Here is a 13274-nt window from a genome sequence, read left to right as displayed (position 1 = left end):
AAATTTAATATTTCATATGTAGTTTTATATCGTTAAAATTGCAATGCTTAAACCATAAATAATAATTGAATGAATTCTGATAATCTCTATTTTATTTCTAGGAATTATAAATTTTCAAAGAACGCAGCTTCCAAACCAAAGATGGACTGCGAGACGGTTCTAGAAAAGAACGGATTCAAGAATTTAGGTTTTAAGCAAAGTAATCACCCTAGTTCGGCAATAGGTGCTGTTATCAGTTTTTTCGGAATAACAAAAGGGTTATTTCTATTACCTAGAAAGTCTGTTTTCTGTATGCAATATCCGTTAAGCAAGTTTTTCGGTTATATTACTAATATTGTTTCATTAAAGAAATGCACCCTCATCATAATTATACATGATGTTAAATTTTTAATGGGAAAATCTACTGATTTGAAGGGTGAGATGGCAAAATTCAATAAAGCCGATTTTATCATCGTTCATAACGAATCTATGAAAAAGTGGTTTCAAGAAAATGGATGTACTGCACAATTGGTAAGTTTAGAATTGTTCGATTACATACATGCAAGTAATAAGCATGCAACACTCAACACACCTTATGATGTAGTTTTTGCCGGCGGATTGGGGAAAGAGAAAAGTGAATTTTTATATAGTATGGAAAGTCTAAATCCGTCAAATTATAAACTCAAGTTATATGGTAACGGTTTTAATGCGGCCGATGCTGAAAGAGATAATTCTATTTTAGACTACCAAGGTGTTTTCTCACCAGACGAGGTAATTGATGAAATACAAGGTTCGTTTGGTTTAATTTGGAACGGTAATGCACTAAATGAATGTTCAGCAGATTTTGGAAAGTATCTATTATATAATAATCCGCATAAAACATCTTTATATCTCTTGTGTGGACTACCTGTTATTGTTTGGAAAAAAGCAGCTATTGCCAAATTTATTGAAAAAGAACAGATTGGTATCACCTTAAATTCTTTAGATGAACTTGATGCTATTTTAGCAAACCTTGATCCTAAAGATTATGCAGCTATGGTTTCTAATGTAGAAAAGGTAAAAACCAAAGTTGCCTCTGGTCATTACCTTTCTCAAGCTATTACTAAAGTAGTAGAATTGGTTTAAAGATTAAACCGCAACATCATACTCTCTAAGTGCATCGTTCAATGATGTCTTTTTGTTTGTGCTTTCTTTTCTTTTTCCGATAATTAATGCACATGGCACTTGAAATTCACCTGCCGGAAATTTCTTGGTATAACTACCAGGTATCACTACTGAACGTGCAGGTACAACACCTTTTGTTTCTACGGGAGTTTCACCGGTAACGTCAATAATCTTGGTGCTCATCGTTAAAACAACATTGGCTCCAAGTACTGCTTCTTTTTCAACTCTAACACCTTCTACTACAATACAACGAGAACCAATAAAGGCACCATCTTCTATAATAACTGGTGAGGCTTGTAAAGGTTCAAGAACGCCACCAATACCAACACCACCACTTAAGTGAACGTTTTTGCCGATCTGCGCACAACTACCTACAGTTGCCCAAGTATCGACCATAGTACCTTCGTCTACATATGCACCAATATTTACATAACTAGGCATTAAAATGGTTCCAGCAGAAATATAAGCACCATGTCTTGCTACCGCATTTGGTACAACGCGAATTCCTTTTTCTTTGTATCCTCTTTTTAAAGGCATTTTATCGTGGTACTCAAAAATACCCGCTTCTAAAGTTTCCATTTTTTGAATAGGGAAATACATAACTACTGCTTTCTTTACCCATTCGTTAATTTGCCATCCGTTTGTAGTTGGTTCGGCACATCTTAATTTTCCGATATCTAAAAGGTTAATAACCTCTCTAATGCTATCTTGGGTTGCAGATTCCTTTAAAAGGTCTCTATTGTCCCATGCTTTTTCTATTTGTGCTCTTAATTCTGTCATTTTCATAAAATTTTCTCAAATATAAGTTGAAGTACAGTAATTAGCCATGCGCAAGGGCACATATAACAAATTATCCTTTATTTTTGCCAAAAATTAAGTTTGGGAAAGATTCTTGCAATTGATTACGGAGAAAAACGTATTGGCTTAGCGGTTACCGATGATATGAAAATGATAGCATTCGGATTAACGACTGTTGCCACTGCCGAAATCTTTGAATATTTATCTGATTATATTTCCAAAGAAAAGGTAGAGACCATTGTTGTAGGTGAGCCTAAACAAATGGATAATACCGCATCTGAATCTGAAGTACATATTGCTCCATTTTTGGTAAAGCTGGCAGAGAAATTTCCAACCATACCGATTAAAAGACATGATGAGCGTTTTACCTCGAAAATGGCTTTTCAGACCATGATTGATAGCGGGTTAAAGAAGAAACAAAGAAAAAACAAAGCATTAATCGATGAGATTAGTGCAACTATTATATTACAAGATTTTTTAAAGACATTATAAATGATTTTACCCATTATTGCATACGGTGATCCCGTATTAAGAAAAGTAGCGGATGATATTGAGAAAGACCATCCAAAACTGAATGAGTTGTTGGCTAACATGTGGGAGACCATGTATAACGCTAGTGGTGTAGGTCTTGCAGCACCACAAATAGGATTACCAATTCGTATATTTTTGGTTGATACGACTCCTTTTTCAGGGGATGAAGATTTAACTGAAGAGGAACAAAAACAGTTAGACGGTTTCAAACAAGTGTTTATCAATGCTACTATCGAAGAAGAAACTGGTGATGAATGGGCTTTCAATGAAGGTTGCCTTAGTATACCAGACGTTCGTGAAGATGTAAGCAGAAAGGGTACCATTAAAATCACCTATTTAGATGAGAATTTTAAAGAGCATGAAAAAACCTTTGATGGTTTGTTGGCTCGTGTAATTCAGCATGAATACGATCATATAGAAGGGGTGTTGTTTACCGATAAATTATCTGCGCTAAAAAAGAGAATGTTAAAAGGAAGATTAACCAATATTTCTAAAGGAAAGATTAATGTTGATTATCGCATGAAATTTCCTGCGATGAAAAAAGGACGTTAAAATGCCCTTATTATTAATAGAAAAGTGTAATATTTGTCCACTTAAAATTTTAAAATAGTTTATGGGGTTAGAGAAAATTTTATCAGTTGCAGGAAAACCAGGTTTATATAAATTGATTACACAAACCAGAACAGGTTTTGTGGCTGAGTCTTTGTTAGATGGAAAAAGAATAACAGTAAGCTTACGCAGTAGCGTTAGTGTATTGTCTGAAATAGCTATTTATACGCTTGAAGAAGAAGTGCCTTTAAGAGATGTCTTCAAGAAAATACAAGAGAAGGAAAATGGAGGTAAAACATCTATAGGCCATAAAGAGGAGAAAATTAAATTAGAAGAATACTTTTTTGAAGTACTACCTGATTATGATGAAGATCGTGTGTACGTTAGTGATATTAAAAAGGTTATTCAATGGTATAACATTTTAACAGAAAACAAGATTACAGACTTTTCTAGTGAAGAGGTTGAAAGTGAAGAAGCTTCTGAAGAGGAGTAATCTTTCTTACATTATTTAAATAAAAAAAGCCCTTATGGGGCTTTTTTTTTGTTTCAGACTTAAGGTTATGTGTGTAATTAAACTGTTCATCTATAGCTTTTTACTATTCATCGATACCTTTCTTTTATCCATCATATATCAATTGAAATAAGATATTTAATGCTGCAAATTTGTGGTGTAGCTAAATAGCTTTAACAAAATTTGAGTGATATGATTTTAAATGATTTTGAAATTAATTGTGAATTAAAAAGTGCTTTTTTCGAAAATGCATATTCACCTTTTGTGATTTTAGACAGAGATATGAATTTTGTTGATGTAAACCAAGCTAGTGTTGATACTATTGGTATTGAGAAAGAAAATTTCATAGGTAAAAACATGCTAGACATATTCCCTTATTTAGAGGGGACAGAGCGGTACGACGCTTATAAGAATGTTATAGATACAGGCGTGCCGTTAGGTTATGATGAGTTGTTATTTAAAGGTGAATTTACTGAAATGACATTTATGTCTAGGGCATTTAAAATTGGAGATTACTTAGGTATTACAACTTTAGATGTAACGAATGTAATTGATACCGTTCAGAAATTAAAAAGTACTAAAACTTCATTAATAGAGGTCAATGAAAATTTGAAAAAGAAAAATCAAGAGTTAGAAGATTTTTCATATGTAGCAGCACATGATCTTAGAGCCCCGCTTACCAATTTAAAGAGTCTATTGCGAATGGCTTTAGAGACTAATATTAGCCCTAATGAAGTTATGCCAATCGTTGAAAAAATGAATGTGGTTACCAAAGTAATGTGCGATAAAATTACCGCATTGAATATGGTGATTGCTACAAAGTCTAATTTTGGAGCACCTAAAACAACTTTAGAATTTTCAGATGTAGTTGGTAAATTAAAAACTAGTTATTCTAAAGAAATTATAGAAGGTAGAACGATAATAAAGGAAGACTATTCAGGTTGTCCTACAATCAATTATAACAAGTTACAATTAGAGACTATTCTTCAAACGCTTATGTCGAATTCTCTTAAGTATAGGCACCCTAAAAGAAAATTAAGCATCAAAATTGAAGCAAAAGAAGTCAATGGTAAAGTTCAATTATCGTTTAAGGATAATGGACTAGGCTTTGACCAGGAGTTTTCTGATAAAATATTTTCCTTGTTTAAACGTCTACATACCCATGTTGATGGTTTGGGTGTTGCGCTGTACATCATGAAAATTATTATTAGTGAAAACGATGGTGCAATTGATGTAAAAAGTCAAGTAAATAAAGGAACAGAGTTTATCGTAATTTTTTAAAATAAATAATCAAAACCATAATTAAAACCCTACAAAATGATACGAATATTAATAATTGAAGACGATGAGGTAACGAATTTTATAGCTAAAACAAATCTCGAGAAATTTGGATATAAAAACATTACTATAGCCTTAAACGGTCAATTAGCACTTGATCATTTAAAAACAAATGCCTGTCCTGATATAATTTTACTGGACATCAATATGCCTGTTTTAGACGGATGGGATTTTCTTGATAAGGTTAACGAATTGAACCTATGTTCAGATATACCCGTTGTTATAACTACATCGTCATTTAGAAATGATGATAAATTAAAGGCAGATGGCTATCATAATATTATAGAGTATTTAGAAAAACCTATAAATTTTCAGCATTTAAATACTGTTCTTGCTAAGTTAAAATCGAAAAAAGTTGAGTTGTAATTAAAAAGCCTTGATTTTTTAAATCAAGGCTTTTTATTATCCAGTGTATGATGTTTTTAGTCTTTTTTTATGACCTCGTAAGTGTAGTCGCTCTTCTTCCAATCTATTAATTTAGAAGGGTAGTACTTTACATCCATTCTGTCAAGAAATGGTGCTTGGTCGGCTAATCGTACTTTGTAGTTCTCCCAATTTCTATTTTCTTTTATACTCCAGCTTAATTCAGAATAACCGATAATTCTTGGAAAAGCTAAATATTCAAGCTCATCTATATTACTTATGGTTTCTGACCAAAGTGGTGCTTCTACGCCTAAGATATTTTCCATAGGAATTCCGTATTCTTCGGGTGTCCAAATGTATGCGGTATCTACTGGTATGTAAGCGGCCCAGTGTAACCCGAATTTAGATAGGGTGTCATATTCCATATCTAAATATGCCTTCTTAGCCGGAGAGACGATAATTTGCATTCCCTTATCAACTGCTTTTTTAGCATTCTCTTCACTTGCCCACCATTGAGAAATTGAAGTAGAATCTACATCGGCAATGGCAACTTCATCCCAACCGATCATTCGCTTACCGTGCTTCTGTACTATTTTCTCTACCTTATTAATGAAGTAGATGTAATCTTTCTTTTTAGTAACGTGACTTTCGTCGCCACCAACATGAAAATATGGACCGGGAGTGATCGCAGAAATCTCTCTAACTACATCGTCTATAAAAGAATAAACAGTATCCTTATGAGTATCAAAGGTGCTAAAGCCAACACGCATACCTTCGTATAGTTTAGGCGTTTTACCATTCCCATTCAAGAAAGGGTAAGATACAGATGCCGCATTGGTATGACCGGGCATATCAATTTCAGGGATAATGGTCATGTACCTTTCTGCTGCGTAACGTACAATCTCTTTGTAATCTTCTTGAGTGTAGAATCCGCCAGATTCACCACCAACTTCGGTACTACCGCCAACCGCTGTAAGTTTAGGCCACGATTTAATTTCAATTCTCCAACCTTGATCATCACTAAGGTGTAGGTGAAGCACATTTATTTTGTAATAAGATAAAAGGTCAATATACTTTTTAACATCATCAACACTAAAAAAGTGTCGTGCCACATCTAACATAGAGCCTCTATATTCAAAATTAGGGTTGTCGGTAATCTTACCCGAGGGTACTGGCCATATTTTCTGCAACGCTAAAGTATCGTTGCTTTCTAAGGGTACTAATTGTCTTAAGGTTTGTATTCCTCTAAAAGCACCTTCTGCTGTGTTTGAGTTTATAATGATAGAATCTTGATTAATATACAATTGATAAGCCTCTGGCGCTGCCAGATCTGTACTATCGCTTTGGTTAATATAAATAACTCGCTCTACAGTATTCGCGCCTTCAGTATTTACAGGTATGGTCAGGTTAATTTTATCTTTTAGTTTATCAGCTAAAAAAGTACCTACTTCTTCAAAACCTGTAGCATCTTTAGAGGTGTAAATTGCCGTAAATTGATCTAAAGCAAAAGCGGAGTTTGTGGGTATGATCTTTAGAGGCTTAGGTATTAAGCTAGCCTTAGATAAATCTGTCGATGGCATTGCAATACGCTCTTTCTTCTCTTCACCACAAGCAATTAGTAAGAGTGTTAAGCTTGCAAAAAATAGACTTCGAATACAAAAGGTCTTCATTATGTAGTGTAATTAGGGTTGGTTTACTAAATCTTTCATGGCTTCATACCAAATATCGTAACCTTTTTGGTTCATATGTAGGCCGTCTTCAATAAATATATCGGTTTTTAGCTTTCGTTTGTTTAACATAGGTTTCCATACATCTACGTAAAACAATTGTGGGTCGTTTTTAGTAAAACGTTCCATTCTTCTATTCAACCGCTTATATTTTCCTCGAATCTTCCATCTGCTGATACTTGGTTTTGCCGCAATTAATATAACCTCAGTAGCAGGATTTTTAGATTTTATTCGACGGATGATCTCTGCAGTCGTATCAAGAACATCAGCAGGACTTTTATCTGCCCATAAGTCATTATCACCTTCGTAAATAAATACTTTTTTTGGATTATAGGATAAGATCAATTCATCCATAAATAGCAATAAGTCTGATGCTTGCGAGCCTCCAAATCCACTATTTACAATTTGATGGTTCGGAAATTCTTGTTCTAACTTTCTCCACAGTCGTACACTAGAACTACCGGTGAATACAATGGTTTCTTTGCTGGAGTCCCAAATGCTGTCGTATTTAACAGTGATATTTTTTACTTCATTTGTAAATACATTTTCTGTTTGTGCGAAACTCGCATTTGATAATAAAAAGGTGCAAAATGTAAGTATTGCAATTGAGTTTAAGCTTTTCATCTGCGGTAGTTGATACTATGTTATTTATTCGACGCTACTGTAAAACCTTCTGTTAATGCCCATTGGTAAAATTGAGATATCCAATCATCTGATGCTAGATTTTGCATTTTCATGCCAAAACCGTGTCCGCCTTTAGAGTACATATGCATCCCGGTTATCTTTCCATTTGTCAACCAAGCCGAATATAAATCTGCACTTGGCTTTGCTAATCCTAATGGATCATCCGAAGCACATATAACTAACATTGGCGGTGCATCTTCAGGTACGGTATAATCGCCAATAACGGTCATCCAAGGGTAAACAGGTATTATAAAATTAGGTTTGTTTGCTGCTGTATAGTTAAATGTTACACCCATTGCTACTGCGCCACCTGCGGAAAAACCCATAAATCCAATTTTATTGGGGTCAAGTTTCATATCTGCTGCGTTGGTTCTAACATATGTAATAGCAGCAAGACCATCTGCAATTGACAGTGGTAAAACTGGTGTGACCCTTTCTCCGATCTTCGCTGGGTTATTCACGCTTTCATCAGATATTTCTTGTATGCCGTCAACGCCAGTCGGTACCAACCTATATTTTAAAACGAATGCGGTAATTCCTTTTTTATTCAACCATTTTGCCACATCTCGACCTTCACTTTCAATGCTTAAGCCGTAAAGTCCGCCGCCAGGTGCAACAATAACACTGGTGCCATTCGGTTGGTCTGCTTCAAAAACTTCTAACCTGGGTATAGCTACGTTGGTGATTACATTTGTTTCCCAAATATCTGAGTAGTATTCTTTTTCAGCTGTCGACCAATTTACATTTGGATCAGATTCAAACGGTAAGTCTACCATTTTTTGGGCAAGTATGTTCATAGAGGTAAAAATACAAGTAAGTAGAATAAGACGCTTCATAGTTGTTGATTTTATTGAAGGGTTTGAATAAGCATAAATACTAAGGCAGCTAAAACTCCGCCAATTATTGGTCCTACAATAGGTACCCATGCATAGCCCCAATTACTATTTCCTTTATTTTTAATAGGAAGAATAGAATGTAGTAAACGCGGACCGAAATCACGTGCAGGATTGATGGCGTAACCCGTTGGTCCACCTAATCCAAAGCCAATACCCATAACCAATAATGCAACAGGTAGCGCGTCTAATGATCCTAATGAAACTGCACTGTCACCCATAGTGCCGCCGGCTATATAAAATACGCCAAATACAAGGGCGAAGGCTCCAATAATTTCAGTCATTAAATTCCAAAACGGACTCTTAATAGCCGGTGAAGTGGAGAAGGTGGCTAAAATTGCATCGGTATCTTCGGTGGCTTCGTATTGTTTTTTATAATTAAGCCATACTAAAAAGTTGCCCATCATGGCACCTAAAATTTGTGCTACTATATAGCCTGGTACTGCTGCCCAAGAAAATTTTCCGGCAACGGCAAGCGCTACGGTTACTGCAGGGTTAAGGTGAGCACCACTGCCGTCAGCTGAAATATACACACCAATAAATACGGCGATACCCCATGCAAGAGAAATGCCCGTCCACCCGGCATCAGCTCCTTTTGTTCCTTTTAATACAACGTTGGCAACAATTCCATTTCCTATAAGAATTAGCATTGCAGTACCGATAAATTCAAAAATATACGTAATCATAGTTTGGTTGGATTTTAAGTCGTTTAAGATAATTAAAATCAAGGAATTAATAAGAAATAAAACCCTTTGTTGAGTAATTGATAATTATAACTATGTAATTGTGTGAATTTCAATATAATGTCTATCAGAATTATATTTGGAAACTTCCATAAGAATCGAAATTTAGAGAGATTTTTAAAAATCGGATGCGTGATGCTATCGACATATTATAAATTGTTTTGCCTACCTTCAATGTCGATTTAACCGATTTTATTATGCTCATGAAAAAATATACCTTTTCTCTTTTTACTTGTCTAATGCTACTTTTTGTAAGTTGCTCATCTGATGATGATACTACTACAACTGACGATAGTGCCCTAGTTATAGGTACGTATAGCTTGACCGAAATAAATGTGAATGTCGCCCAAGATGTTGATGAAGATGGTACTGCTTCGAATAATATGTTAGATGAACTCGATTGCTTAAACGGTACATTAGAAATTAATGCAGACGGTACATGGGATCTTGATTTGGTAGCACTAGATATTACCAGTGTAACCGGCGATTTTTATGCTATTCGCTGTGGTAGAACTGATACCTTCACCGGTAAGTGGACTTTTCAAAGTAGTGTGCTTGATTTAAACGCAACTAATTTTAGTACCATGGTTTTAAATTCATCTGTTTTAACCGAAGGCGTAAATGAAGATTTGCCAGGAGTTTTAAATAGAAAATTCACAAAGCAATAAATCTAATATCTAACACCATGTACATTCATTTGCAAGGTATACACCGAGCCCATTGCGGTAATAAATAATATATCTTGATTTTTACCGCCAAAAGTAACGTTGGCTGTCCAATTTTCATTGATTGGTATATTCTTTAACTGTTCACCTTTTGAATTGAAAATGGTAACACCTTCGCCTGTTAAGTAGATATTACCTAGGTTGTCAATCGTCATACCATCTGAGCCCATGTTTGTAAAAAGTTTACGGTCACTTAAAGTGCCATCTTCTTGAATGGAGTAGAAGTATGTTTTTTTGTCACCTATATCAGCAACGTAGAGTGTTTTGCCATTTGGTGTTCCAATTATTCCGTTAGGTTGTGCTAAACCTTTTGCAACTATTGAGATGTTTTTTAAATCTGGCGAAATATAGTAGACATTTTTTTCTTTTATATCAGCTTCGGTCCTTGTCCAGTATTCTCTTTGGTAATAAGGGTCTGTAAAATAGATTCCACCTTTTGTATCGACCCAAATATCATTTGGTCCGTTTAATTTTTTGCCTTCAAAATCGGTAATCAAGGTGTCAATTTTACCATTTTTATGAATTCTCCAGAATTCATTTTTATCATCGGCAGCTGCCAATAAATTTTGATCATTGTCGAAATACAAACCATTTGCCCTACCTGACGATTCCATAAAAGTACTTATAGAATTGTCGGCTTGGTTCCATTTTAGAATTTTATTATTCGGCTGATCGGTGAAATATACATTACCATTTTTGTCAGATGCCGGGCCTTCGGTAAAGCTGAAACTATTAGCAACTTGCACTAGTTCAGAGCCATCGGTAATCAGTGCCTTATGTTGAGATTTACAAGAAACTACAGCTATCAATAGCAGGGAAGCGAAAATTAATCGGTTATAAAATTTCATATATGCGACTATAAATTCTTTAAGTAGTTCATGTTATGCATCATGCTATCAAAAGGGGTACTTGCGTATTCTTCTTGTTCTATATAAATATGTTTAACACCAGATAGTTCTTTCATTTCAAGCATTAAAGGCACATCAAGAATACCCTTACCGAATTCTGTACTTACTTTTTCATGCATATCCATATCTTTTAAATGCCAAAGCGGAAACCTTTGCGGATATTTTTTGAAATAGTGTAACGGGTCTTTTCCGGCAATGACCACCCAGCCCAAATCTAGTTCCATATGTACTAATTCTTTTTGGGTATTATCCATAAGCACATCATAAAGTACTTCTCCGTTTTCAGACTCAAATTCATACTCATGGTTGTGGTAGCCAAATTTTAAACCATGCTTTCTACAAGCTTCGCCAGCTCTATTAAACTGCTCTGCTACTTTCTTGTAATTATCTACTGTTTGTCCGTCAGATGGCATTGAAGAACATATTAAATATTCTTGACCAGAAGCAACCGCATCTGCCATGGTTTGCTCAAATTTATCATCTAAATGTACATGACCACTGGTGAGTGACATGCCTAGTGCTTTACAGGTTTTACCCATTTGAGCGGGTGTCAATCCGTAATAATATCCTTTAGGTGATCCGGCACTTTCAATTTCTTTAAAACCTAGGCTTGCAATTTTTTCTAACGTTTTCATAGGGTCGGCAAGCATGTCATCTCTAAAAGAATATAACTGAACGCCATAGCTTGAATTTCTAGTAGTAGCCATTGTTATTTGTGGTAGTAGAACTGTAGCTGCACTTAATAGGCCAGCATTTTTTATAAATTTTCGTCTTGTATTCATTGTTGTTGTATGTAATGTTGTTGTTTGATTTTTTAAGCTATCTGAAATTCGCTTGAGTAATGCTGATAGTATTAAATAATATTGTGATTTTAAATGTACGAAAACTAAACAGCATTTTAGTACGGCAATTAGTGGTTGTGTATTTTTGTAAAAAGATTAGGCATGAATAGTAGAAAAGAACAATTGGAGGCCTTAGATAGGCTATTGACCATTATGGACGAATTGCGTGAGCAGTGCCCGTGGGATAAAAAACAAACCATGCAATCGTTAAGACACCTTACTATTGAAGAAACCTACGAGTTAGGCGACGCTATTTTAGATAATGACCTAAATGAGGTAAAGATGGAATTGGGTGATGTGCTTCTACATATTATTTTCTATTCAAAAATAGGGTCAGAAACCAATGATTTTGATATTGCCGATGTAGCAAATGCTATTTGTGACAAGCTAGTGAACAGACACCCGCATATTTATGGTGATGTAAAGGTTATTGATGCAGAAGACGTAAAAAGAAATTGGGAACAAATAAAGTTAAAAGAAGGTAAGAAAAGCGTTCTCGAGGGAGTTCCAAAAAGTTTACCTGCATTGGTAAAGGCAAATAGAATTCAAGATAAAGTTTCTGGTGTCGGTTTTGATTGGGAAGAGCCACAACAAGTTTTTGAGAAAGTGCAAGAAGAGCTTGGCGAACTACAAGTAGAAGTAGCAGCTGGTGATATGGAGAAAATTGAGGCGGAGTTCGGTGATGTACTTTTCTCTATGATTAATTATGCTAGATTTCTAGGTGTCAACCCTGAAAATGCTCTAGAACGAACCAATAAAAAGTTTATAAAACGTTTTCAATACCTTGAAAGTAAGGCAAAAGAAAATGGTAAGGAAATGAAAGATATGTCTTTAGAAGAAATGGATGTATATTGGAATGAAGCAAAAACTAAAGAGTAGTTTTTATTGCTTTAGTTCAACATTCATAATTCTCGCCAAATCTCTATGCTTAATCGGTTTTATAAAATAATCTGTTATTTCTGCATATGTTTTGGCGTGATCTACATCTTCGCCATTTATAGACGAGGTTAACATGATAATTTTTATTTTCTTCTCAATCTTTGTTGCTACGGTTTGAAAATCTTTAACAAAATCAAATCCGTTTAAAATGGGCATGTGTAAATCCAGGAAAATAATATCTGGTAGTTCGTCTAAAGAAGAATACTTATCTTGAATCAATTTTAATGGTTGTACCGAATCTGGAAAATCTATAATTCTAGTAATTGACAATTGATTAAGATATCGTTTCATTACATATTTGGATATATCGTCATCGTCGATAACCCAAACTAATGGTTCTTGGTTCATAATAGTTGTAATTAATGGTACTTGGTGTGTTTGTATTAATAACGGCCGGTTTTAGTATAATAGTATCTGTAAAATGTGTAGATGAACAATTTAAAAGTGTAAATAGATTGTATTTATGTGTGTTTTTATTCTAATTTATTTATTATAGTATTGATTTACAGCATTTTAATATAGATTCTCTGCTTGTTTTTTAATCAAATTATTTCCGTAGGCTTTTGATTACTAGCTGAAT

16 protein-coding genes are annotated in these 13274 nt (G+C 34.7%); 8 read left to right on the top strand and 8 right to left on the bottom strand.

What is annotated here, in order from left to right; genetic code table 11:
- The first annotated feature begins 69 nt into the window (after positions 1-69).
- Positions 70-1104: a beta-1,6-galactofuranosyltransferase gene (locus ACJJVT_RS10610; RefSeq protein ID WP_405398533.1), complete on the top strand. Its 1035-nt coding sequence runs from the start codon at positions 70-72 to the stop codon at positions 1102-1104.
- Between the two features lie 3 nt (positions 1105-1107).
- Here ACJJVT_RS10610 and ACJJVT_RS10605 read toward each other — a convergent pair whose 3' ends face one another.
- The gene (locus ACJJVT_RS10605) at positions 1108-1923 is read right to left on the bottom strand and encodes a 2,3,4,5-tetrahydropyridine-2,6-dicarboxylate N-succinyltransferase (protein WP_405398532.1); all 816 of its coding nucleotides are present in this window, start codon (positions 1921-1923) and stop codon (positions 1108-1110) included.
- A 99-nt stretch (positions 1924-2022) separates the two neighbouring features.
- On the opposite strand from ACJJVT_RS10605, the gene ruvX reads away from it, so the two are divergent.
- The 5 genes from ruvX (at position 2023) to ACJJVT_RS10580 (ending at position 5236) form a co-directional block, all read left to right on the top strand.
- Positions 2023-2433 (top strand): Holliday junction resolvase RuvX, encoded by a 411-nt coding sequence (gene ruvX / locus ACJJVT_RS10600; protein WP_405398531.1) that lies wholly within the window; start codon positions 2023-2025, stop codon positions 2431-2433.
- Positions 2434-3024, top strand: coding sequence for a peptide deformylase (gene def / locus ACJJVT_RS10595; RefSeq protein WP_405398529.1), 591 nt, complete (start codon positions 2434-2436; stop codon positions 3022-3024). It begins immediately after the preceding gene.
- A 61-nt stretch (positions 3025-3085) separates the two neighbouring features.
- Complete coding sequence (locus ACJJVT_RS10590; RefSeq protein WP_073243370.1) at positions 3086-3514, top strand: DUF5606 domain-containing protein; 429 nt, start codon at positions 3086-3088, stop codon at positions 3512-3514.
- Positions 3515-3724: 210 nt separating this feature from the next.
- Positions 3725-4813: an ATP-binding protein gene (locus ACJJVT_RS10585; protein ID WP_405398528.1), complete on the top strand. Its 1089-nt coding sequence runs from the start codon at positions 3725-3727 to the stop codon at positions 4811-4813.
- Positions 4814-4849: 36 nt separating this feature from the next.
- Positions 4850-5236 (top strand): response regulator, encoded by a 387-nt coding sequence (locus ACJJVT_RS10580; RefSeq protein ID WP_405398526.1) that lies wholly within the window; start codon positions 4850-4852, stop codon positions 5234-5236.
- 56 nt (positions 5237-5292) lie between these two features.
- Here ACJJVT_RS10580 and ACJJVT_RS10575 read toward each other — a convergent pair whose 3' ends face one another.
- From ACJJVT_RS10575 to ACJJVT_RS10560, 4 genes are read right to left on the bottom strand one after another with little or no spacing between them, the layout of a single operon-like run.
- Entirely contained in the window at positions 5293-6903 is a 1611-nt protein-coding gene (locus ACJJVT_RS10575) for a family 20 glycosylhydrolase (RefSeq protein ID WP_405398525.1), read from the bottom strand.
- Between the two features lie 12 nt (positions 6904-6915).
- On the bottom strand, positions 6916-7584 hold the full coding sequence (locus ACJJVT_RS10570; RefSeq protein WP_405398523.1) for a GDSL-type esterase/lipase family protein: 669 nt from the start codon (positions 7582-7584) through the stop codon (positions 6916-6918).
- 20 nt (positions 7585-7604) lie between these two features.
- Positions 7605-8480, bottom strand: a complete 876-nt coding sequence (locus tag ACJJVT_RS10565) for an alpha/beta hydrolase (protein ID WP_405398522.1) — start codon at positions 8478-8480, stop codon at positions 7605-7607.
- Between the two features lie 11 nt (positions 8481-8491).
- Entirely contained in the window at positions 8492-9253 is a 762-nt protein-coding gene (locus ACJJVT_RS10560; RefSeq protein ID WP_405398962.1) for an MIP/aquaporin family protein, read from the bottom strand.
- Positions 9254-9483: 230 nt separating this feature from the next.
- Here ACJJVT_RS10560 and ACJJVT_RS10555 point away from each other — a divergent pair, with 230 nt between their 5' ends.
- Positions 9484-9948, top strand: a complete 465-nt coding sequence (locus ACJJVT_RS10555) for a hypothetical protein (protein WP_405398520.1) — start codon at positions 9484-9486, stop codon at positions 9946-9948.
- Positions 9949-9950: 2 nt separating this feature from the next.
- Here the strand turns inward: ACJJVT_RS10555 and ACJJVT_RS10550 are convergent, their stop codons facing one another.
- Both ACJJVT_RS10550 and ACJJVT_RS10545 read right to left on the bottom strand, forming a co-directional pair.
- On the bottom strand, positions 9951-10853 hold the full coding sequence (locus tag ACJJVT_RS10550) for an SMP-30/gluconolactonase/LRE family protein (RefSeq protein WP_405398518.1): 903 nt from the start codon (positions 10851-10853) through the stop codon (positions 9951-9953).
- An 8-nt stretch (positions 10854-10861) separates the two neighbouring features.
- Entirely contained in the window at positions 10862-11695 is an 834-nt protein-coding gene (locus ACJJVT_RS10545) for a sugar phosphate isomerase/epimerase family protein (RefSeq protein WP_405398517.1), read from the bottom strand.
- 162 nt (positions 11696-11857) lie between these two features.
- Here ACJJVT_RS10545 and mazG point away from each other — a divergent pair, with 162 nt between their 5' ends.
- On the top strand, positions 11858-12634 hold the full coding sequence (gene mazG, locus ACJJVT_RS10540) for a nucleoside triphosphate pyrophosphohydrolase (RefSeq protein WP_405398516.1): 777 nt from the start codon (positions 11858-11860) through the stop codon (positions 12632-12634).
- A 3-nt stretch (positions 12635-12637) separates the two neighbouring features.
- Here the strand turns inward: mazG and ACJJVT_RS10535 are convergent, their stop codons facing one another.
- A complete protein-coding gene (locus ACJJVT_RS10535; protein ID WP_405398515.1) occupies positions 12638-13042 on the bottom strand; it encodes a two-component system response regulator in 405 nt (134 codons plus the stop codon).
- Positions 13043-13274 lie beyond the last annotated feature (232 nt).

It is taken from the genome of Maribacter sp. Asnod2-G09 (genome assembly GCF_045063795.1).
Lineage (GTDB): Bacteria > Bacteroidota > Bacteroidia > Flavobacteriales > Flavobacteriaceae > Maribacter.
The sequence above is the reverse complement of the archived record's forward strand: the minus strand, read 5'-3'. Positions and strand labels throughout refer to the sequence as shown.